Genomic DNA, 21,718 nt, shown 5'->3' with positions numbered 1-21,718 from the left:
AGGGGAGGCCGCCCCAGGCGGCCGGGGGGAAGGGTTCGTCGCGTGACACAGAACCACCGCAGACGCCGGCTGCTCCTGGTGTCCACCAACTACGCGCCCGAGCACACCGGTATCGGCCCGTACGCCACCGGCATCGCCGAGCACTGGGCGAGCCGCGGGCACGCCACCCACGTCCTGGCCGGGCTCCCGCACTACCCGGCCTGGCGCCTGGACCCCGCCTACCGCGGGGTGTGGCGCACCACCGAGCAGCGCGCCGGGGTCACCGTGCACCGCCGCCGGCACAGCGTGCCCGCGCGCCAGAGCGCCCTGCGCAGGGCCCTGTTCGAGGGCTCGATCCTCGCCCACGGTCTGGTCGCCCCGCCCCGCACCGGCCGCGTCGACGCCGTGCTCGCCCAACTGCCCAGCCTGGCCGGGGGAGTGCTCGCGGCCAGGATCGCCGCCCGGCACGGAGCCCCGTACGTGCCGGTCGTCCAGGACCTCATGGGCGCCGCCGCCGCGCAGTCCGGCATCCGCGGCGGCGGCCGCAGCGCGGAGCTGGCCGAGCGCGCGGAGTCCTGGGTGCTGCGCCGTGCCACCCTGGTCGGCGTCATCCACGAGACGTTCGTCGAACGGGTACGGGCGATGGGCGTGGACCCCGGACGCATCCGCCTGGTGCCCAACTGGTCCCACATACAAGCCCCTGCCGCGCCCCGGGAACGCACCCGTGAGCGGCTGGGCTGGCGCCCGGAGCAGACCGTCGTGCTGCACTCCGGCAACATGGGCCTCAAACAGGGGCTGGACGTGCTGGTCGAGGCGGCCCGCCGCGACCCGGCCACCCTGATCGTGCTGATGGGCGACGGCAACCAGCGCGAGCACCTCGCCCGCCGCGCCGACGGACTGCCCAACCTCCGGTTCCTGCCCCCCGCCGACGACGCCGACTTCCCTGACGTGCTCGCCGCGGCCGACGTGCTCGCCGTGACCCAGCGGGCCTCCGTCCTCGACATGAGCGTCCCCTCCAAGCTCACCTCCTACTTCGCGGCCGGCCGCCCGGTGATCGCCTCCGTCGCCGCCGAGGGCGGCACGGCACGCGAGGTGCTGCGCTCCGGTGCCGGAATCGTCGTGGAACCGGAGAATCCCGATCAGTTTCTCTCCACGGTGCGTAGACTCGCCGAAGATCCGGCTGCCGCGGAGGAGTTGGGGACGGCGGGACCGCGCCATGTGGCCGCGCACCTGTCGCGGGAGGCGGGTCTCGCGCGCATCGACGCGCTGATCGACGAGGCTTTGGGGGGTCTGGTCAGGTGAGCGACACACACGTTCCTCTCCGGGGGGAGGACGAGCCGGAGCAGCTGCGCGAGCAGTTCCGCCAACTGCTGCGCTACCGCTGGCTGATCTGCGGCGGCGTCGGCGCCGGACTGCTGGCCGGCGCCTGGCTCGGGATCACCGGAGCCGACAGCTACGCGGCCACCACCGACATCGTGCTGCGCGCCCCCACCAGCGACCCCTTCGCGCCGACCCTCTCCAGCGACAAGACGATCAACATGGGCTCCGAGCGCCAGACCGCGCTCAGCCGCAAGGTCGCCGAAGGCGCCGCGAAACAGCTCGGGATCGGCGCCGACGGCATCGACCGGCTCCAGCACGGGCTGCAGGTCACCAACCCGCCGCAGACCCTCGTGCTGCACTTCACGTACACCGCGTCCCGCCCCCAGGAGGCCGCGCGCCGCGCCAACGCCCTCACCCAGTCCTACATCGACCTGCGCAAGCAGCAGTGGGAGTCCGTGCGCGGCTCGATGCTCAAGAGTCTGCAGGACCAGCTCGATCCCGTCGCCAAGCAGAACGACGAACTCTCCAGGCGGATCAAGCAACTGCCCAACGGCTCCGCCGCCGACGCGGCCTACGCCGTGCAGGCCAACCTGCTCAACCGCATCACCGACCTGCGCAACAAGATCACCAGCCTGAAGGCGCTCGACATGACGCCCGGCAACGTGATCCGCAACGCCACGATCCCCACCTCCTCCGACGGGCCGGGCCTGCCGCTCTCGCTGGGCCTGGGCGGTCTCGTCGGGATCGGCCTCGGCCTGCTCGGCGCCTGGGTGCGCCTGGTCTTCGACCCCGCGCCCCGCTCGGCCGGAGACGTCGCCCGCGCGGTGCGCGGCCCCGTCCTCGGCGCGCTGCCGCGCGGCTCGGGCGGCGCCCTCGTGGTCGGCCGCACCGACTCCCGGGCGGCCGAGGAGTACCGCTCGATCGCCTTCCGGCTCGCCTACGACGACAGGTTCGCCGACCGGCGCCGCCTGCTCGTCGTCGCCCCGCGCGGCTCCATGGAGTCCAGCGTGGCCGTCGCGGTCAACCTCGCCGCCTCCTTCGCGGAGACCGGCAAGGACGTCACCCTCGTCGAGGCCGACCTGCGCACCCCCTCCCTGGCCGAACGCCTCGACGTCTCCGCCGCCTCCCGGCCCCGCTGGAGCCGCGCCGGCGAGGACGCCGACGGCGAGTGGCCCGGCCGTGGCCAGCTCGTGGCCGACGCGGGCGAGTCCGGTGCCTTCGGCCTCGTCCCCGGCGAGCGGGTGCGCAACGTCGCCCGCGCGCTGACCTCGGCGCGCACCACCCGGCTGATCGCCGAGGCCGACGACCCCGACGCCACCGTCGTGGTCGTCGCCCCGCCCGTCCTCGCCTACGCCGACGCCCTCGCCCTCGTCGACCGTGTCGACGGAGTGCTCATCGTCTGCGACCCGCGCACCGTGCACCGCGCCGACCTCGTCCGCATCCGCGAACTGATCGTCGGGGCGGGCGGCACCGTACTCGGTGCGGTGACGCACACGCCCTCGCGCCGGGCCGAAGCGCCCGCCTCCCGCCGCGGGAACCGGCGCCACGGGCCGCGCGGTGCGCCGCCGCGGCCCGTCGCGGCCGGCCCCCGCACTCCACCCGTGGACCACCCGGAGGACGACGGCAGCACCACGATCGCGCTGCGTACCGTCCGCTCGGGGGACCGGTGACGGCCCGGGGCGAGCAGCCGGCGACCACCCGTCCGCCCCGCCCGCCGCGGAGTTCGACGGCCGTGTTCGCCTCCGTGCTCGACCAGGCGGCGTCCAGCCTCACCAACATCGCCGTGCTGGTGATCGCCGCCCGCGTCTCCACAGCGCACGGCTTCGCCACCTTCTCGATGGTCTACCTGACCTTCACGGTGCTGCTCGGCCTCAACACGGCGTACGCGGGCCAGGTCGTCGTCCTGACCCGCGGCGACCGCACGGCCACCGGCGCCGCCTGCCGGTCCGCCGTCTCCTTCACCGCGCTGTCCGCCACCGCAGTCGGCGCCCTGCTCGCCGCCACCGGCGCGGTCACCGCGGCCGCCCGCGGCGGCTGGGCCGGGCCGGGCGGAGCCTTCCTCGCCCTGGGAGCCGTCCTCCCGCTGGTCCTGGTGCAGGACGTGCTGCGGTACGCGTTCTCCACGCTGCAACGTCCCGTCCTGGCCCTGGCCGCCGACACCCTGCGCCTGGTGTGCGTGGTGCCCGTCCTGCTGCTCCAGCCCCGGCACACCGCGCCGGGACTGCTCGTGGCCCTGTGGGGCCTGTCGGCCGTGCCGGCGCTGCTGCTCGGCCTGCGCCTGCTGCGGCCCCACGTGCGCGGTACCCGCACGGACCTGCGGCCCTATGCGCGCCGCGGCCACCTCGGACAGCGCTTCGTGGTGGAGTTCGCCGTGGGCAACGCCTCCAGCCAGCTCGCCGTGCTGGGCCTCGGCCTGTTCGCCGCCCCGCTGGCGGTCGGTGCACTGCGCGGGGCGACCACGCTCTTCGGCCCGCTCAACGTCCTGTTCAACTCGGTCAACGCGTTCGGGCCGCCGCTGCTGGGCCGGCTCGGCGGCCGCCGGGCCACCGCCCGCGCCGCCGCCGTGCTCGGCCTCGCGCTCTGCGCCGTCGGCCTCGCCTGGGGGCTGGTGCTGCACGCCCTGCCCGGCGGAACGGGACACCAACTCCTCGGCGCCACCTGGCAGTCCGCCTCCGCGCTGCTGCCCGCCTCGGGCGCGCAGTACGCGGTGATGGGCCTGGGCACCTGCGCCCTGGTCACCCTGCGCGTGCTCAGTCCGCGCGCCACCCTGTCGGTGCAGGTGGTGTTCTCCCTGCTCTCGGTCGTCCTCATGCTCGGCGGCTACCTGCTCAGCGGGTCGGCGCTCGGCGCGGCCTGGGGGCTGGCCGCGGGGTCCGCCCTCAAGGCGGCGGCGGCCTGGACTCGCGTCGCCCGCCTGCCCGGCCGGGAGCCGTCCCCCGCCGCGGCCACCCCGGCGGTCCCCACCCCCTGAGCACGCCCGGCGGGCCGCCTCGGAGCTTTGAACGGAAGAAGAGGGGTGCGAGCCGGGCGCACGAGTCGTCCGGACCCCTCAGCGCAGCCCGGCCGCCCGGTCCTGCCGGAACGTGGTGACCAGCGCGATGCAGCACACCGCGATCGCCACCCGTCCCGACGCCTGCAGCAGCGGCCCGCGCAGCAGGATGAAGGAGTACCCGGCGACCAGGGGCACGGTCAGCGCGATCAGGCTGCCCGGCGCGGCCCGCCGCACCGCCCGGCGCGCATAGCGGCGGTCGACCCGCGCCGCCGCGTACCCGAGCCCCACGAACCCCGCCGCCATGCCGGCCGGACCGAAGTCGATCCACAGCTCCGCCCACACCGGCGACGACAGGTTCGTGTTCGTCGCCCCCATCCACTGGCCGACCACCACGCCGGTGTCCATCGGCTTGCCCGGCCACACCGACCGCGGCACCGCGAACAGCACCGAGCCCGCCAGCTGGCGGCCGTAGGTGTGGCCGCGCCCCGACCGTACGAAGGTGATCGTGTTGGCGAACATGCCGACCTGGTCGTAGTCCTTCACGGCCAGCGGTTCCAGAGGCGAAGTCGTCTGCAGCGGACGGTAGTTGGTGTCGTCGTAGCGGAACCGGTCCGCGAACGGGAAGACGATCAGCGCCACCACCACACCCAGGCTCAGCGCGGTCCGGTACAGCGCCGCGCTCACCGGGAAAAGGGTGAACAGCATCGAGAACAGGACGGTGAGGAACCAGAACCGCGGGTTGGAGACCGGGTTGTTGACCACCGCGTTCACCGCGGCCAGCGCCAGCCACACGGCGATGACCACCAGCGAGCGGCGGGCCCGCCGCGAGGTCACCAGCCACCGCGTGTACACCAGCCAGGCGATCAGGACGGGCACGGTGCCCAGCCCGCGCACGATGGCCTGGCCCGCCTGCGAGTCCTCCTGGGAGAGCCCCGCCTCCTGGACACTGCTGATGATCTCCTGACGGCTGGTGAAGAAGACCGCGGGCCCGCCCAGCCTGACCACCAGGAGCGCCGAGCCGGCGAAGGCCAGGAGGGTCAGCAGGTACAGCCGGCGGCGGTGCACCAGCGCCGGGCGCCGCCCCTCCTCCCGCTCCCGGCGCGGCCGCTGGCGGGCCAGCAGCGCACCGATGTCGAAGGCGACGCAGCCGATCAGGACCAGCGAGACGGCCTCGGCCAGATCGGTGCGCGCCCCCACCACCGGGGTCGGTGTGCGTCCCAGGACCGCCTGGGCGAGCGGCGCCACCCCCATCGCCATGTAGACGAACAGCCAGAACGATCCGGCCAGCAGCTTGCGGCGGCTGGTGAGGATCATCGCCGACAGCCGGACGCCCGCGTACACCGTCAGCGCGAGCTGCATCCACAGCGCGGAGTCGCGCAGGCCCGAGCCCGGCTGCACGAGTACCAGCAGCGGCAGGAACACCGAGAAACCGAGCACCAGCGGGACCGAGAGCGCCCGGGACAGCAGCGTGCGCGGTGAGAACGGCGGCAGCGGGCCCGAGCCGCGCCCACCCCGGTCCGCTGTCCGCTCCACCGGCGTCCGCGGTGCCGCCGTCACGCTTCGGTCCGTCTGCTGCGTCATGGCGCCCCCGCCCCGAGAAGATCCCCGCCGCAGTCTACTGACGGCGGCCCTGCGGGGAACGGTCAGCGACTAGAGTGGACCGAACGGTGTCAGGGGAGGCGCCGTTGGGGGGTTGGATCGATGCGTGATCTCACGGCCTTCACACTGGCCGGCTACGACAAGGGCCGCGGCCCGCTCGTCCAGGCGCTCTGGTTCGCGGTGATGAACACCGTCTTCATGGCATGGTTCACCCCGGCCCGCGTCCGGACGGCCCTGCTGCGCGCGTTCGGCGCCGACATCGGGACGGGAGTGCTCGTCCGGCACCGGGTGCGGGTGCTGTGGCCGTGGAAACTGACGGTCGGCGACCACACCTGGATCGGGGAGGGGGCATGGATCCTCAACCTGGAGCCGGTCACCCTCGGCGCCCACGTGTGCGTGTCGCAGGAAGCCCTGCTGTGCACCGGCGGCCATGACCACCGCGCCGCCGACTTCCGCTACCGCAACGCGCCCGTCACCGTGGACGACGGCGCCTGGATCGCCGCCCGCGCCACCGTCCTGGCCGGAGTGACGGTCGGCCGCTGCGCCGTCGTCGGCGCCGGAGCCGTCCTCCACGAGGACCTGCCCGAACGGACCCTGCACACCGCCGACAACCGGCGCCGACCCGTCGAGGAGCCGGCGTGAGAGTGCTGCACGCGGTCACCCTGCACAGCACGAACCACGCTTTCGGCGGCCCGGTCCGGGTCGCCCTCAACCTCTGCCAGGGCCTGCGCGCCCGCGGACACGACGCCCGCCTCACCGCCCTGGCCGACGGCTTCGGACGGCGGCTGCCCGAGGAGGTGGAGGGCGTGCCCGCCCGGCTCCATCAGGCGCGCAGGGTCCTGCCGCTCGGGTTCAGCGGCCTGACCTCCCCCTCGCTGTTGGCCGGCGCGCACCGCCTCGTGAGGCGGGCCGACGTGGTCCACGTGCACCTCGCACGCGACCTGGTGACGCTGCCGGTCGCGCTCGCCGCGCTGCGCGCCGGACGGCCCCTGGTCCTGCAGACGCACGGCATGGTCGACCCGAGCGAGCGGCGCTCGGCCCGGCTCCTGGACGCGGTCGCGGTGCGCCGGGTGCTGCGCGGCGCCGCCGCCGTGCTGCACCTGACCACCCGCGAACTGGACGATCTGAACGCGGTGGTGGGCGAGCCGGGCCTCGCGCGCGCCGTCCGCCTGGTCAACGGCGTCCCCGCGCAGCCCGAGGGTCCCGGCCCGCAGGGGCCGCCACGCGTCCTGTACGCGGCCCGGCTGCAGGCGCGCAAGCGCCCCGTCGACCTGGTGGACGCCGCCCCCGCCGTCCTGGCCCGGCACCCGGAGGCGACCTTCGTGGTGGCCGGTCCCGACGAGGGCGAACTCGCCGCCGTGCGGCGGCGCATCGCCGAGCTGGGTCTCGCCGGGAGGGTGAGCTGCCCGGGTCCGCTCACCGGGACCCGCATGGCCGAGGAACTGCGCCGCGCACACGTGTACGTGCTGCCCTCGGTGGACGAGCCGTTCCCGATGTCGGTGCTGGAGGCGATGGCCGTCGGCACGCCGGTGGTGGTCACCGGCTCCAACGGCCTGGCCCGCGACGTGGAGCGGGCCGGAGCCGGGCGCGTGGTGAGCGGCCCGGACGGTATCGCTCCCGCGGTGCTCGACCTGCTCGACCCGTCCGCGCGGCGCTCCGCGTCGGCGGCGGCCCGGGGGCTCACCGCCGAGGCGTTCTCCATGGACGCGGTGCTGAGCACCCTCCTCGACGTGTACGAGCGGTCCTACGCGGGCAGCCAGGCGTAGCAGCCGGAGGTGACGAAGGCGCGGGTGCCGGCCGGGACCTTCGCGGTGACCTTCTTCGCGCCGCCCGTGCCGGGCCCGGACGCCAGCACCTCGCCGTCCGCGCCCAGGGCCTGCCAGGTGCAGCCGCCGGTGCCGGTCAGCGCCCGGTAGCTGCCCGGCCGCGGGTCCTTCCGGGTGCCGTCGGGGAAGCCGGTGGCGGCCGTGGCCAGCAGGGGCTTGAGCGTCGGGCAGAGCTGGCCGATCGCCGCGTCCGCGTTCGGCACCTCCCCGGTGATGAGCGCGCCGACGGCGGCGTCCTTGTCGTGGGCGGCGGTGCGCCCGATGCGCTGGCAGGCCTCCTGGCCGACCTGGAGCACGGCGGCCGGGTCCATGTGCGCGGGCACCCGGCCGTGCAGGTACTTCTTCTCCTCGGCGGTGAAGGACCCGGTCGCCGGGGTGAGTCTCGCGTCGGGCACGACCGGCCCCGCGGCTGCCTTCGACGGCGTCTGCGGACGCGCCGACGGGCCCGCGGGAGCGGGGGTCGCCCGCTCGTCGGGCACGGCGGCGGCCTGTGCGTCGGAGAGGCTGCGCGCGGGCTGCGGGCCGGCCTGCGTGCCGCCGTGCGAGGAGCAGCCGGCGAGCGCGAGGAGCGCGGTGAGGGCGACGGCGCCGACGGCACCGCCCCGGAGCGCGGGAAGTTGTCGAAGAGGCCTGGTGGGGCGAGTGCGCATGGTGGCTCCTGGGCCCTGCGGACCTGGGTACGGTGGCGGGCCCGCACGGTGGGCGCGGGCCCGGATGGGCTGCGCGGGGCGCCGGACGGTACGGTCCGGCGCCCCGCGCACGGGGGACGCCGCGAGGATCAGGGCGTCCCGAACGTCAGCACCAGCTGCGGGGTGTTCTCCGCGGCCGAGGCCTCCCTGGACCACAGCCACAGCGCGTCCGTCCCGGTGCTGGTGAGCGCCATGTCATAGGTGCCGCCCAGCGAGGGGGAGAGCGCCGAGGTGTCGAGCGCCGCCGAGTACGGCGTCGAGGCGTCGGCGGCCCCGCTCAGGGTGCCGAGCACGGTCTGCGACACGGCGGGCCGGGTCGCGAAGGTCGTCCCCGCCTCCGTCCAGTCACCGGTGACCGGCAGCACGGAGACGTCGTCCGTGCTGCCCGCACTGCTCAGCGTGGTGGTCTTCACCGCCAGCCGTGCGCTCTTGAGCACCGTCCCGGCCGGCGCCGGCGGCAGCTCGAAGCGCAGGTACGTCTCGTAGGCCGCGCTGCCGCGCACCGCCAGCGAGGTGGAGGTGCCGTAGGCGGTGCCGGCGGCACCGGCGTTGACGTACGTGTCGGCCGTCGCGGGGACGGTCTGCACGGTGTCGACCGGGGCGGAGGCCAGGGTGTAGTGGCTCTTGACCTGGTCCGCGCTCAGGACCGACGGGTAGATCGCCGTCTCGTCGATCTGCCCGGCGAAGTAGTTGCTGAAGGGCTGGTTCGGCCAGTTGCTGAGGTTGTCACCGCCGACGTGCCAGTAGCCGCTGTAGCTCTGGTTGCCCGTCTCGGCGAGCGTGCCGACCCGGGCTCCGTCGACGTACAGCACCACCCCGGAAGGCCCCTGCGTGGCGACCACCTGGTGCCAGGAGCCGTCGTTGTAGCTGCCGGGCGAGGTGACGGTGCGGGTGCTGCCCGTGTACACCCCGAAGACCAGCCGGCCGTCGTTGCGCATGTAGATGTGCTTGTCGTAGCTGCTGCTGGTCCGGGTGGTGTTGTTGCCGAACCCGACGAGCTTGCCGCCCCGGGTGGTGGTCGTCCTGAACCAGGTCTCGATCGAGTACTGGCCCGGCACCGTGGTGCGCTTGTCGCTGTAGACGTACTGGTTGCGGCCGTTGAAGCCGATGGCGGTGGACGGACCGGTCACGGCGGCCGGGGTCTGCCGCAGCGCGGGCGCGTTGACGTGGATGCCGCTCTGGTCGCCGGGCGAGGTGTCGTTGACGTAGGGGGTGGCCGACTCGTCGTAGCGCCAGTACAGGCCGGCGCCGTCGTCGAGGACCTTCGCCGCGTACTTCTGGGCGGAGACCGGCACCGTCACCGTGGCCGCGGCGGACAGCGCGGAGGTGTTGCCCGCGCCGTCGGAGGCGGTCACCCGGTAGCTGTAGGCGGACCCGGCGGTGACGTTCTTGTCGGTGAACGACATCTGCGGGCGCGACCACTCCACGGAGTCGCCGTCGACGGTGTAGACCGGCGTGGAGCCGCCGTTGCGGTAGACCTTGTACGTCAGCTTCGTGTCGTCCGTGTCCAGACTGGCGCGCCAGCGGACGTGCGTCTCGGTCGGCTTGACGGCGTCGGCGCCGACCGACGGCACCGTGGGCGCACCGGTGTCCGGGGAGGCCGCGAAGCGTGTCAGGCCCTGGGCCGCCGAGCCGTTGACGGTGGTGAACTCGCCGCCCACCCACATGTACTTGTTGTCGGCGGTCTCGGAGACCACCATGGCGCGCGGCCCGATGCCCTCGCCCAGCCCGTCGTTGGTGTCCGGGAACCAGCCCAGCTTGTTGGTGCCGGTCGTCGGCTCCGCGAGCAGGTGGTGCCGGCGCCCGTCGGGGAACTCCCCGACACTGGAGCAGTCATGGGCGTGCGAGGCGCTGTAGAGCACGTCCTGGTACGACTTGACGGCCTGGGTGGCGCCCAGGCAGGTGTCGCGCCAGCGCTGGTCCAGCGTCGACAGGTCGAGTGCGATCCGGCCGTCGAAGACGCCGCCGCCGGTGCCCTCGTTGCCGGTGTAGAAGCCGGTGGCGTCGGTGTCGAGCGCCTTGACCACCGAGTTCGTCTCGATGAACCCCGGATAGGTGCGGACGTTGGCGCCCGTGTCGGCGTCGACCACGGCCAGGGCGTGCGAGCTCGCGCCGTTGACGGTGAAGAAGTCACCGCCGAGGATCACGTTCTTGCCGTCGGGGGTGACCGCCACGGCCCGGCCGGGCTCGTCGACGTCGGCCTGGAACGGCTTGACCGCGCCGCTGCCGGCGTCCACCGCCGCGTACCGCGCGTGCGCGCTGCCGCCGACCGTGGAGAAGTCACCGCCCAGGTAGACGGTGTCGGCGGTGACCGCGAGCGCCCGCACGGTGGCGGAGACGCTCGGGTGGAAGTCCGCCCTGGGCGTGCAGGTGGCGATGTCGATGGCGGCCAGGCTGGAGACCTGCGTGCCGTTGACCGCGCCGAAGTAACCCCCCGCGTACAGCGTCTTCTGGTCCGGTGAGACGGCCAGCGCCCGCACGGTCGCGGTGCCGCTGCCGACGGTGAAGGACAGTCTGCACGAGGTGGGCGCGCCGCTCGCCGCGTCCAGCGCGACGAAGTTCACCGCGTCCTGCGCGGTGCCGCTCGCCCCCTCGGGCGGGCGCACCTGCGAGAAGGTGCCGCCGGCGAAGACCGTGCCGTGCGCCTGGGCCAGCGCCCACACGATGCCGTTGGTCTGCCAGGTGGGCAGGTCGTCGGCGGTGAAGGCGACGGGCGCCGTCACGGCGGCGGCCGGCTGCGGTGGCAGGGCCACCACACCCAGACCCGCCGCGGCGGACAGAACTAGGGCGGCGCTGAACCGCCTGGATCTCTGCATGAACCCCCCGGCTCCCGGGCCCGCTCACGGGCCCTCTGCCTCGGGCCCGCCCGGTGATTCCCCGGGCCGGACGGGACCGAATCAACATGTTCGCTCGCGAACCATACGAGCACATGACACGCCATGGAACGCTTTTGACTCATCCCGTGGGAAAGAGGAAGGATCCACGCGCCCCGGCCGTCCCACGGGCCGCACGACCACGCGCCCGCGGCGTACCGGGCCCTCCCCCCGACGGCACCCCGCGTTCAGCGGTCGATGCGTACCGCGATGCCCGCGAGCTGGTCCTCCACCTGCCGCACATCGGAGTCGACCATGATCCGCGCGAGTTCGTCCACCAGGACGGTGGGCCGCCAGCCCAGCGTCTCGCGCGCCTTGGAGGCGTCGCCGATCAGCGCGTCGACCTCGCTCGGCCGCTCGTACTTGGGGTCGTAGCGCACGTACTCCTGCCAGTCCAGGCCGGCGTGGGCGAACGCGGTCTGCACGAACTGCCGCACCGTGGAAGGAACCCCCGTGGCGACCACGTAGTCCGTCGGCACGTCGTGCTGCAGCATCCGCCACATCGCCTCGACGTACTCGGGGGCGTACCCCCAGTCGCGGACCGCGTCCAGGTTGCCCAGGTAGAGGCGGTCCTGCAGGCCGGCCCTGATCCGGGCGACGGCGCGGGTGATCTTGCGGGTCACGAAGGTCTCGCCGCGGCGCGGGGACTCGTGGTTGAAGAGGATGCCGTTGACCGCGAACATGCCGTACGCCTCGCGGTAGTTGACGGTGGCCCAGTACGCGAAGACCTTCGCGGCGCCGTAGGGGCTGCGCGGGTGGAAGGGGGTCTCCTCGTTCTGCGGGGGCGGTGTGGAGCCGAACATCTCCGAGGACGACGCCTGGTAGATCCGCGTCTCGACCCCGCTCGCCCGGACGGCCTCCAGCAGCCTCAGGGTGCTCAGCCCGGTCACGTCGCCGGTGTAGAGCGGCGCGTCGAAGGAGACCCGGACATGGGACTGGGCACCCAGGTTGTACACCTCGTCGGGCCGTATGTCGCGCAGCAGGTTCACCAGGGCGACGCCGTCGGAGAGGTCCGCGTGGTGCAGCACGAAGCGCCGTTCCGCCTCCTGGGGGCCCTGGTAGATGTGGTCGATCCGCTCGGTGTTGAAGCTGGACGACCGCCGCACCAGGCCGTGCACCCGGTACCCCTTCGACAGCAGCAGCTCCGCCAGGTACGAGCCGTCCTGCCCGGTCACGCCGGTGATCAGCGCCGTCTTGCTCATGCGGTGTTCCCCTCCCTGCCGGACGCGTCCCTCGGACGGATCCGGTCCCTGCGCCCGCCGTACGCGGGCCGCATGTCCTGAACAACACGAAAAATCAGCAGAGTTGACGATGCGGGCTCTCCCATGACACGCCTCCTGGCATGATCCGGCCCATGACCGCATCGCTGCTGCCCGAACGTGCCCGTGTCTTCGTCGCCGGCCACCGGGGCCTGGTGGGCTCCGCCGTGGCCCGCAGGCTCACCGCCGACGGCCACGAGGTGCTCACCCGTACCCGCGCCGAACTGGACCTGCGTGACGCCGCTCGCACAGCGGCCGAACTGGCCGCCCTGCGCCCCGACGCGGTGGTGCTCGCCGCCGCCAAGGTCGGCGGGATCATGGCCAACAGCACCCAGCCGGTGCAGTTCCTGGAGGAGAACCTCCGCATCCAGCTCAGCGTGGTGGCCGGCGCCCACGCCGCCGGTGTGCGCCGCCTGCTCTTCCTCGGGTCGTCGTGCATCTACCCCAAGCACGCCCCCCAGCCGATCTCCGAGGACGCACTGCTGACCGGGCCGCTGGAGCCCACCAACGAGGCCTACGCCCTCGCGAAGATCGCGGGCATCGTCCAGGTGCAGTCCTACCGGCGCCAGTACGGCGCCTCCTACATCAGCGCCATGCCGACCAACCTCTACGGACCCGGCGACAACTTCGACCTGGAGACCTCCCACGTCCTGCCCGCCCTGATCCGCCGCTTCCACGAGGCGGCGGCCGAGGGGCGCGAGGAGGTCGTCCTGTGGGGCAGCGGCACTCCGCGCCGGGAGTTCCTGCACGTGGACGACCTCGCCGCCGCCTGCGCCGTGCTGCTGCGCTCCTACGACGGCGACGACCCGGTCAACGTCGGCTGCGGGACCGACCTCACCATCCGCGAGCTGGCCGCCACGGTCGCCGAGGTCACCGGCTTCACGGGCCGGATCGCCTGGAACACGACCCGGCCCGACGGAACCCCGCGCAAGCTGCTCGACATCTCCCGGCTCGCCCGGCTCGGCTGGAAGCCGGCGATCCCCCTGCGCGACGGCATCGCCGCGACCTACGCCCACTGGCGCGACGGCCTGGGCGGCTGAGGCCGCCGGCACCGGCACGAGCAGGGGCCCCGGCGGCGCGCAGCGCACGCCGGGGCACCCGGCGGACACCGGCGGGCCCCTCAGTACGCCCCGCGGCCGTCGAGGACGGCGCGGAACGTGCGGGCCATGACGTCCACGTCACTGGTGAACGACCAGTTGTCGACGTACGCGAGGTCGAGCCGCACCGTCTCGTCCCAGGACAGGTCGGAGCGGCCGCTGATCTGCCACAGTCCGGTCATCCCCGGCCGTACGGACAGCCGCCGCCACTCCACGGGCGTGTAGTGCGCCACCTCCTCGGCGAGCGGCGGCCGCGGACCCACCAGGGACATGTCACCCTTGAGGACGTTGACCAGCTGGGGCAGTTCGTCCAGCGACGTGCGCCGCAGCCAGTGGCCGACCCGGGTAACCCGGGGGTCGCGGCGCATCTTGAACATCGGGCCGTCGTGCTCGTTCTCCTGGGTCAGGGCGGCCTTCTGCCGGTCGGCCCCCACCCGCATGGTGCGGAACTTCCACATCACGAAGGGCTGCCCGGCCCGGCCTATCCTCTCGTGGCGGTAGAGCACCGGTCCCGTCGAGGAGACCTTCACCGCGGCCGCGACGACCAGCAGCACCGGCGCCAGCACGAGCAGGCCGAGCAGGGCCGTGCTGCGGTCCAGGGCCCCCTTGAGCAGGGGCTGTATCCCCTCCCGTACCGGCGGGGCCACCCGCAGCAGCGACATGCCCCCTGCGGACCCGGTCTCCAGCCGCTTGACGGACACCTCCACCAGGCCGGGCGCCACGAACAGCTCCAGGCCCGCGTCGTGCAGCCCCCAGGACAGGCGGCGCAGCCGCTCCCCGGCGAGCCCGGGCCCCGGGACGACCAGCGCGAGATCGGCGCCGAGCCGGTGCACCTCACCGACGACGAGATCGGCGTCCGCGGCGGGAGCCTCGGGCGCGGCGCCGGGAAGGCGTTCCCCGATCCGGATCCCCGAGGCGACCGGACCGCTGCCCACCGGGACGGCGCCCACCGCCACGTACGGGTGGTCGGTGCGGGCGGCGAGGTGCGCGGTGACCCCGTCGACCGCGGCGGGCTCGCCCACCACCAGGACCTTGATCACCGCCTGGGCCCTGCGGCGCACCGCCGACAGGTGACGGTGCACCGCCTTGCGGCACACCAGGGTCAGCACCAGGCAGGGCAGCAGCGCCACCAGGCACAGCAGCGCCGCCAGCCGGACCCCCGCCGCGGCGTGCGCCACCGCGAGCACGCCCAGCAGGATGAACCAGTCGTGGAGCACCGGCAGCGTGCCCCGGCTCTCGCCGATGGCCCGGCCCGCGTACCGCGAGCGGAACAACTGCACGCCCGCCCAGGCGAGCCCCGCGACGATGCCGCCCGGAACCGCCCACGGCTGCCGCGCGGCCGAGAGCACCAGCGTCACCGGCACCCCGGCGCCGACGAGATCGGCGATCAGTGAAGCGGGAAGGTACCAGTGGGACTTGCGCCCCATCCACAACGAGGCGGCGCGCCCCCGCGAGCGCGCCGTGCGTGTTCTGTCGGAATCAGCGGCCTGAACATCCCACATGTACCCCCCCAGGCACGTTCTGCGGCATGACGCGTCGGATGTCGCGAACGTTCGTCCGTCGAACATGCGGCGCGATGGTGAACAGTACGGCAAACTTGTGCACGACGGGAGGGTTTACGTGAACGTCACCGAGAAGTGCCGCGCCGGGCGAAATCCCCTGCGGAGCACGCCGGTTGACCACCTCCCGTCACGGTCCTGCGGAAAACGGCACGGACGTCGAACACGCTGGCTACAGTGAGCGCCCCGGTGCGGAAGGGGCCGCGCCGGATCGATCGTGGGGGTGCGCGGTGGGGGACTTCAGCACGGCCGGTGGCGGACCGGCGGGCCGGGACGTCATGGCGGAGGCGGACGAAGGAGCGGGCGGAGCCGGTTCACCGGCCGGCGTCCCCCGGCAGGGAGCAGGACCCCGGCAATCCCCGGCCGGCCCCACGCGGCCGGACGAGGACGCGTCCCGCACCACACGGGCGCGGCCGGAGCGCCGCAGGAGCCGGGCACGCCGCGTACTCCTCGGGGCGCTCGCCCTGTTCACCGTCGGCCTGCTCATGGCGGGCGGTGTCGTCTGGTGGGCCGTCGACCACTACACCGGGAAGGTCGACCGCGTCTCCGGCGCCTTCCCGACGAACGTCCCGGCGGCGGCGCAGCCGGCACCCTCCGCCGGGGGACAGACCTTCCTCCTCGTCGGCGTCGACAGCCGCTCCGACCTGCCGACCACCGGACGGGACGCCGAGGCCCCCGAATGGAAGTACGGCGCCCAGCGCAGCGACACCATGATGCTGGTCCACCTCCCGGCCGACCACTCGGGCGCGTACGTCGTCTCCCTGCCCCGGGACGCCTGGGTGGACATCCCCGGGCACGGCAGGGCGAAGCTCAACGCCGCCTTCTCCTGGGGCGGACCGCCGCTGCTCATCGACACGGTACAGCGGCTGACCAAGGTGCGCGTCGACCACCTCGCCGTCATCGACTGGGACGGCTTCAAGAAACTCACCGACTCCGTCGGCGGGGTGGACCTCGTCGTGGACGGCGTCCGCCGCCACATGAACGGCACCCAGGCCCTGGTCTACGTCCGGGAACGCCACCACCTCCCGCGCGGCGACTTCGACCGCACCCACCGGCAGCAGTACTTCCTGCGGACGCTGATGGCCAAGGTGATGCGCCCCTCGACCTTCTCCAACCCCCTCAAGGCGGCCGGGGTGCTGGACGACCTCACCGCCGCCGTGAGCGTCGACGACCGGCTCGGCGACGGCGACCTGCGCGCCCTGCTGTGGGACAACAAGAAGGTCCGCCCCGGGGACATGGTGTTCATGAACGCCCCCGCCAAGGGCACCGGCATGATCTCCGGCCAGTCCGTGGTCCTCCTGGACCCGCGTGCGGGCACCGAGCTGTGGCAGGCCATGCGGGACGACGCCCTCGACCTCTACCTCCAGTCGCACGACGCCGACGTGCTGGGCGGTACGACACCCTGACCGGCCCGCCGCGACCGGGCGGCACGTCCCCACGAGAGGGCCGCACGTCCCCGAGGGCGGGCGGCACGTCCCCGCGGGGCCCGTTCACCGGACAACCGACCGCGCCTGCACTAGAGTTCGCAGCGGCTGCCCACCGGCGTCCGCGGAGGAAACCCATGACGGACCACCCCGCTCGTCCCGCGCACCCGCACCGCAGGCCCACGCGCCGCAGGCGGCGCACCCTGTTCGGTGTGCTGGCCGGCCTGCTGCTCATCGGCGTGATCGCCGGCACCGGCCTGGCCCTCGACCGGAGCGGCACCGCGTCCCGTGCCGACCGCGCGGACACCACGGCGCTCCCCTTCGACCTGCCGGCCGCCCAGGTGCTGCGCGCCGGCCCGCACCTGGTCTTCGCGCACTACTTCCCGCCGTACCCGCTCTCCCTGGACAACCAGCCCGCCGCGCACGACTACTACGCACGCAACTACCTCACGCCCCAGGGCGAACAGGGCAGGCACGCGGCCTACGGCGGACTGCTGCGTGACCGGCCCCTGCCCGTCCCGCGGTCCCCGGGCGACTGGCAACTCGCCGATCTGGAGAAGGAGGTGAGGACCGCACGGGACGCCGGCCTCGACGGCTTCACCGTCGACCTCCTCTCCCTGGCCGGCCCCAACCGGCAGCGCGTCGACCTGCTGCTGCGCGCGGCGCACCGCGTCGACCCCGGCTTCCGGATCGTGCTGATGCCGGACATGACCTCCCTGCACACCGACCCCCGGACCCTGGCCGACGCGCTGGCCCGGCTCGCCGCGTCCCCGGCCGCCCACCGGCTGGCCGACGGACGCCTGGTGGTCTCCCCCTTCAAGGCCGAGGCGCAGGACCCCGCCTGGTGGAGCCAGGTCACCGCGCGGCTGCGCGACCACGGCATCCGCACCGCCCTGGTCCCGGTCTTCCTGGACTTCCGCGCCAACGCCGAGCGGTTCGCCCCGATCAGCTACGCCTTCTCCTCCTGGGGCAACCGCAGCTACACCCGCCAGGGGGACGTCCCCGGGGACGTCCGGCTCGCCCACGCCCTGGGCAAGAAGTGGATGCAGGCCGTCTCCGTGCAGGACGCCCGGCCCAACCAGGGCGTCTACGACGAGGCGGGCAACACCGCCACCCTCCGGTCGACCTGGAACCACGCGATCAGCGACGGTGCGGACTGGGTGCAGCTCACCACCTGGAACGACTACTCGGAGGGCAGCCAGTTCGCCCCCTCGCTGCACAACGGCCACACCTACCTGGACATCTCCTCCTACTACCTGACCCGCTTCAAGACCGGGGCCTGGCCGCGCATCGTCCGCGACACGGTGTACGTCACCTCGCGCGTCCAGTTCACGGACACCCGCAGCGCCCCGCTCCAGCCCCGGCTGATGCGCCCCCGCCCCGGAACCGCGGCCCCGCGCGACCAGGTGGAGGTCCTCACCTTCCTGACCGCGCCCGCCACGGTCCTCGCGCAGGCCGGCACCGTGCCGCACACCTACCGTGCGCCCGCCGGCGTACACGCCCGGTACCTGGAACTGAGCCCCGGCCGCACCAAGGCCGTGGTCCGACGCGGGGACACCACCGTCACCGAGGTCACCACCCGCTACCCGGCACGGCGCACGGTCACCGTGCAGGACCTCCAGTACTACGGGGTCTCCAGCCGCCGCTGACCCGCGCCCGCGGGGCGGTGTCCACCCTGCGGACGGGCACCCGGTGGACGGCACCCGTGGGACACCGGTCCGTCGGGTGCAGTGCACCTGGCTCGCGGCGCGTGCGGCGGCCGTCCCGGTGGCCGAGGCACGCCGGCCGGGACAGTGACGACCGCGGCCGGCAGGAGGCGCGAGAGCGCTTCTGTACGGTGTTTCCGGTGGGCCGTTAGGGTGCGGGCATGAGCGATCAGGCCCCGACCTTGGAGGATGTCGCCCGGGAAGCGGGTGTCTCCCGGGCGACCGTCTCCCGGGTCGTCAACGGCGTCCGCAATGTGGACCCCGCGATCCAGGAGCTGGTGAACCGGGCCATCGAGCGGACCGGCTACGCCCCCAACCGGGCCGCCCGGGCGCTGGTGACCCGGCGCGCCGAGACCATCGCGCTCGTCGTCTCCGGAGCGGGCGGCCCTCCGGAGGGCGGCCAGGACGCCTTCGTGGCCCGGGTCTTCGCGGACCCGTTCTTCGGACGGGTGGTCGCCGGCGTCGTCGGCTTCCTGCGCCCCCGCTCCATGCACCCCGTCCTCATGTTCGCCGAGTCCGCCGAGGACCGGCGCGAGGTGCTCACCTGTCTGCGCCAGGGCCGCGCCGACGGCGCGCTCGTCGTCTCCACCCACGCCGACGACCCGCTGCCCGCGCTCCTGGCCGGGGCAGGGCTGCCCGCCGTGCTGTTCGCCCGCCCGGCACGCCTCCTCCCGCTGAGTTACGTGGACCTGGACCACCGGCACGGCGGCCGGCTCGCGGCGGAGCACCTCCTGGCGAGCGGCTGCCGCCGGCCGGCCACCGTGGCCGGACCGCTCGCCGTGTCCGCGAGCCGGGAACGGCTCGCCGGCTTCCGCGACACGATGGCCGCGCACGGACTTCCGCACGTGCCCGTCGCCGAAGGCGGCTTCACCCTCGGCAGCGGGATCGCGGCCGCGGAGCGGCTGCTCGCCGGACACCCGGAGGTCGACGGGGTGTTCGCGGCCAACGACCTGATGGCCCAGGGCGTGTGCCGATCGCTCCGCGAGCGCGGCAGACGGGTGCCCGACGACGTCGCGGTGATCGGTTTCGACGACTCCGGGATCGCCCTGTCCTGCGTGCCGCCCCTGACCACCGTCCGCCAGCCGGTCGAGCGGATGGCGGCGGAGATGGCCCGGCTCCTGGACGAACACATCCGCAAGGAGCGGATCGAACCCACGTCCGTGGTCTTCGACCCCGAACTGGTCGTGCGGGACACCACGCGACCACGTCCCTCCTCGGCATGAGCTGAACCGCCGGCGGAGATCGCGGATCGTCCGGTCCGTGGTCACCAGACGAGGATCCCGCCGCCTTCGGCCTTGGCGCGCAACGCCGCGGCGACGATGTTGTCGAAGCGCTTGGTGACGTAGCCGGTGTCGTGACCCGTCTGTACGGCGAGGTGGGCGAGGTGCGGACGGATCGCCTCGCACTCCGCCAGAAAGTCGTCGATCTCCTCCCGCTCCACACAGAGGTTGTCGCCGTCGAGCCGAGGGAAGAAGCGGGATCCCAGGCTCCGGAAGGCCTCGGACCCCCACAGCCCGGCGCGGGTGCTCTCGAAACCCGCCAGGGTGTCGCCGTGCTCCGGGTCGTCCAGGAAGTGGTGGCCGCCGTCGGCGTCGTACACGAAGGTGTGCACAAGGAGGGTCATACGCCCATTGTCCTGACCGGGGCCGCGCCGCGTCGAGCGCATTCGACTCGCCGCACCCCTCACGGTGTTCACCGCTGCGGAGCCGGGAGCGCACGACATCGTCGCCGGCATCCTCGGCATCGGCTCACGGGCGGACCGACGAGCACCGGCTCGCCGTCGAGGCCCGGCCCGCCCCTCGACGCGTCGCAACACAACTGTTGCGAAACGCCGTCCGGGCTCTTGCGCCGCAGGTCATGGACCGTGCAGTCCCCGTGCCCCGCCGCCTGGTCCCCAGGTTCGCCGGCCGGTCGCGCAAGGTCCCTGGTCGAACCTCTTGACGCCTTCTTCTTGCGAGGCTTAACTCACATTCTAAATTAAGCCGCCCGCCCCTTCAGAAGTCGAACGCTCCCGGCGTTTTCGAGGTGGTCCACGGCTGTCAACTCCCGGAAAGGGACACCAGGAGCCATGCGCAACATCCGAGCCGCGGCCGTAGGCGCCGTCACCCTGTCTCTCGCCCTCGCGGCCACGGCCTGCGGAGGCGGTTCGTCCACGGGCGGCGGGTCCAACGACTCGCCCAAGACGCTCACCTACTGGGCCTCCAACCAGGGTGCCGGCATCTCCGTGGACAAGAAGGTCCTGCAGCCCGAACTCGACAAGTTCGAGAAGCGGACGGGCATCAAGGTGAAGCTGGAAGTCGTGCCCTGGTCGGATCTGCTGAACCGGATCCTGACCGCGACCACCTCCGGGCAGGGACCCGACGTCCTCAACATCGGCAACACCTGGAGCGCCTCCCTCCAGGCGACCGGCGCGCTGCTGCCGTGGGACGCGGCCAACTTCGCCAAGATCGGCGGCAAGGACCGCTTCGTGGACTCCGCCCTCGGTTCGACCGGGGTCCCGGGCAAGGACCCGGCGGCCGTCCCGCTGTACTCGATGTCGTACGCCCTCTACTACAACAAGAAGATCTTCGCGGACGCCGGGATCACCGAGCCGCCGGCCACCTGGGCCGAACTGACCGCCGACGGGAAGAAGATCCAGGCCCAGGGCAAGCAGGTCATCGGGGCCGAGGGGTCCAGCCTCTCGGAGAACATCCACCAGGTCTTCGTGCTCGCCAAACAGCACGGCGCCGACTTCTTCACCGCCGACGGCAAGCCCGACTTCACCGGCGACGGAGCGGTCGCGGCCGTCAAGCAGTACGTCGACCTGATGGCGAAGGACAAGGTCATTCCCGCCGGCAACGCCGAGTACGCGCAGAACCAGTCGCTGAGCGACTTCGCCAAGGGCAGGACGGCGATGGTGCTGTGGCAGACCGCCTCCGCCACCTTCAAGTCGCTGGGCATGAAGGACTCCCAGTGGGCTGTCGCCCCCGCACCCGTGCAGTCGGGTGCTCCGGGCACGGGAACGCAGGTCAACTCGATGGTGGCCGGCATCAACCTGGCCGTCTTCAAGAACACCCACAACCTCGACGGCGCCGCACAGTTCGTGAAGTTCATGACGAGCGACGAGGAGCAGAAGATCCTCAACACGGCCTACGGCTCCATCCCGCCGGTCAAGTCCGCCCAGGCGGACCCGGCGTTCAACTCCCAGGGCACCGCGGTGCTCCGCCGCACCCTCGCCACGAGCGCCGCCGCGCTGCCCCAGGTGGCCGACGAGTCCCAGTTCGAGACGGCCGTCGGCACGGCCGTCAAGGAACTGTTCGCGGACGCGGCCGACGGCCGCCCGGTGACCACCGAGTCGGTGAAGGCCAAGCTCCAGAAGGCCCAGCAGCAGATGCCGGCGAAGTGAGCACGGACAC

General features: G+C 73.3%; 16 protein-coding genes. 10 read left to right on the top strand and 6 right to left on the bottom strand.

All coding sequences use genetic code 11. The features are described 5' to 3' along the window. Positions 1 to 75: 75 nt before the first annotated feature. The 3 genes from IG64_RS03125 (at position 76) to IG64_RS03115 (ending at position 4,270) form a co-directional block, all read left to right on the top strand. A complete protein-coding gene (locus tag IG64_RS03125; protein WP_051812318.1) occupies positions 76 to 1,281 on the top strand; it encodes a glycosyltransferase in 1,206 nt (401 codons plus the stop codon). Next, positions 1,278 to 2,969: an LPS biosynthesis protein gene (locus IG64_RS03120; protein WP_037851560.1), complete on the top strand. Its 1,692-nt coding sequence runs from the start codon at positions 1,278 to 1,280 to the stop codon at positions 2,967 to 2,969. The genes IG64_RS03125 and IG64_RS03120 overlap by 4 nt, the downstream gene beginning before the upstream one ends. Positions 2,970 to 3,031: 62 nt before the next feature. Further along, positions 3,032 to 4,270, top strand: coding sequence for a hypothetical protein (locus IG64_RS03115; protein WP_037851559.1), 1,239 nt, complete (start codon positions 3,032 to 3,034; stop codon positions 4,268 to 4,270). A gap of 78 nt (positions 4,271 to 4,348) precedes the next feature. Here IG64_RS03115 and IG64_RS03110 read toward each other — a convergent pair whose 3' ends face one another. Beyond that, entirely contained in the window at positions 4,349 to 5,872 is a 1,524-nt protein-coding gene (locus tag IG64_RS03110) for a hypothetical protein (RefSeq protein ID WP_037851557.1), read from the bottom strand. 120 nt (positions 5,873 to 5,992) lie between these two features. On the opposite strand from IG64_RS03110, the gene IG64_RS03105 reads away from it, so the two are divergent. Further along, positions 5,993 to 6,532: an acetyltransferase gene (locus tag IG64_RS03105; RefSeq protein WP_037851554.1), complete on the top strand. Its 540-nt coding sequence runs from the start codon at positions 5,993 to 5,995 to the stop codon at positions 6,530 to 6,532. After that, the gene (locus tag IG64_RS03100) at positions 6,529 to 7,656 is read left to right on the top strand and encodes a glycosyltransferase (protein ID WP_037851552.1); all 1,128 of its coding nucleotides are present in this window, start codon (positions 6,529 to 6,531) and stop codon (positions 7,654 to 7,656) included. The genes IG64_RS03105 and IG64_RS03100 overlap by 4 nt, the downstream gene beginning before the upstream one ends. Here IG64_RS03100 and IG64_RS03095 read toward each other — a convergent pair. The 3 genes from IG64_RS03095 to gmd all read right to left on the bottom strand — a co-directional run bounded on the left by IG64_RS03095 (position 7,635) and on the right by gmd (position 12,480). Continuing rightward, positions 7,635 to 8,366, bottom strand: coding sequence for a hypothetical protein (locus tag IG64_RS03095; RefSeq protein ID WP_037851549.1), 732 nt, complete (start codon positions 8,364 to 8,366; stop codon positions 7,635 to 7,637). The two genes, IG64_RS03100 and IG64_RS03095, sit on opposite strands and share 22 nt — an antisense overlap. Positions 8,367 to 8,494: 128 nt before the next feature. Next, positions 8,495 to 11,221, bottom strand: a complete 2,727-nt coding sequence (locus tag IG64_RS43035) for a DUF7594 domain-containing protein (protein ID WP_051812305.1) — start codon at positions 11,219 to 11,221, stop codon at positions 8,495 to 8,497. Positions 11,222 to 11,466: 245 nt separating this feature from the next. Continuing rightward, on the bottom strand, positions 11,467 to 12,480 hold the full coding sequence (gene gmd, locus IG64_RS03085) for a GDP-mannose 4,6-dehydratase (protein ID WP_037851548.1): 1,014 nt from the start codon (positions 12,478 to 12,480) through the stop codon (positions 11,467 to 11,469). 152 nt (positions 12,481 to 12,632) lie between these two features. On the opposite strand from gmd, the gene IG64_RS03080 reads away from it, so the two are divergent. After that, a complete protein-coding gene (locus tag IG64_RS03080) occupies positions 12,633 to 13,577 on the top strand; it encodes a GDP-L-fucose synthase family protein (protein WP_078883762.1) in 945 nt (314 codons plus the stop codon). 80 nt (positions 13,578 to 13,657) lie between these two features. Here IG64_RS03080 and IG64_RS03075 read toward each other — a convergent pair whose 3' ends face one another. Then, the gene (locus tag IG64_RS03075; protein WP_107474133.1) at positions 13,658 to 15,061 is read right to left on the bottom strand and encodes an exopolysaccharide biosynthesis polyprenyl glycosylphosphotransferase; all 1,404 of its coding nucleotides are present in this window, start codon (positions 15,059 to 15,061) and stop codon (positions 13,658 to 13,660) included. 362 nt (positions 15,062 to 15,423) lie between these two features. Here IG64_RS03075 and IG64_RS03070 point away from each other — a divergent pair, with 362 nt between their 5' ends. From IG64_RS03070 to IG64_RS03060, 3 genes are all read left to right on the top strand, one after another. Next, entirely contained in the window at positions 15,424 to 16,599 is a 1,176-nt protein-coding gene (locus tag IG64_RS03070; protein ID WP_234438367.1) for an LCP family protein, read from the top strand. 155 nt (positions 16,600 to 16,754) lie between these two features. Then, complete coding sequence (locus tag IG64_RS03065; RefSeq protein ID WP_037851544.1) at positions 16,755 to 18,266, top strand: glycoside hydrolase family 71 protein; 1,512 nt, start codon at positions 16,755 to 16,757, stop codon at positions 18,264 to 18,266. 218 nt (positions 18,267 to 18,484) lie between these two features. Then, complete coding sequence (locus IG64_RS03060) at positions 18,485 to 19,546, top strand: LacI family DNA-binding transcriptional regulator (RefSeq protein WP_037851543.1); 1,062 nt, start codon at positions 18,485 to 18,487, stop codon at positions 19,544 to 19,546. Positions 19,547 to 19,587: 41 nt separating this feature from the next. Here the strand turns inward: IG64_RS03060 and IG64_RS03055 are convergent, their stop codons facing one another. Beyond that, the gene (locus IG64_RS03055; RefSeq protein ID WP_037851540.1) at positions 19,588 to 19,947 is read right to left on the bottom strand and encodes a hypothetical protein; all 360 of its coding nucleotides are present in this window, start codon (positions 19,945 to 19,947) and stop codon (positions 19,588 to 19,590) included. 444 nt (positions 19,948 to 20,391) lie between these two features. On the opposite strand from IG64_RS03055, the gene IG64_RS03050 reads away from it, so the two are divergent. Then, entirely contained in the window at positions 20,392 to 21,708 is a 1,317-nt protein-coding gene (locus IG64_RS03050; protein WP_037851538.1) for an ABC transporter substrate-binding protein, read from the top strand. Positions 21,709 to 21,718 lie beyond the last annotated feature (10 nt).

The organism is Streptomyces sp. NRRL S-340 (genome assembly GCF_000720185.1).
Lineage (GTDB): Bacteria > Actinomycetota > Actinomycetes > Streptomycetales > Streptomycetaceae > Streptomyces.
This window is presented reverse-complemented; position numbering and strand designations above follow the sequence as displayed.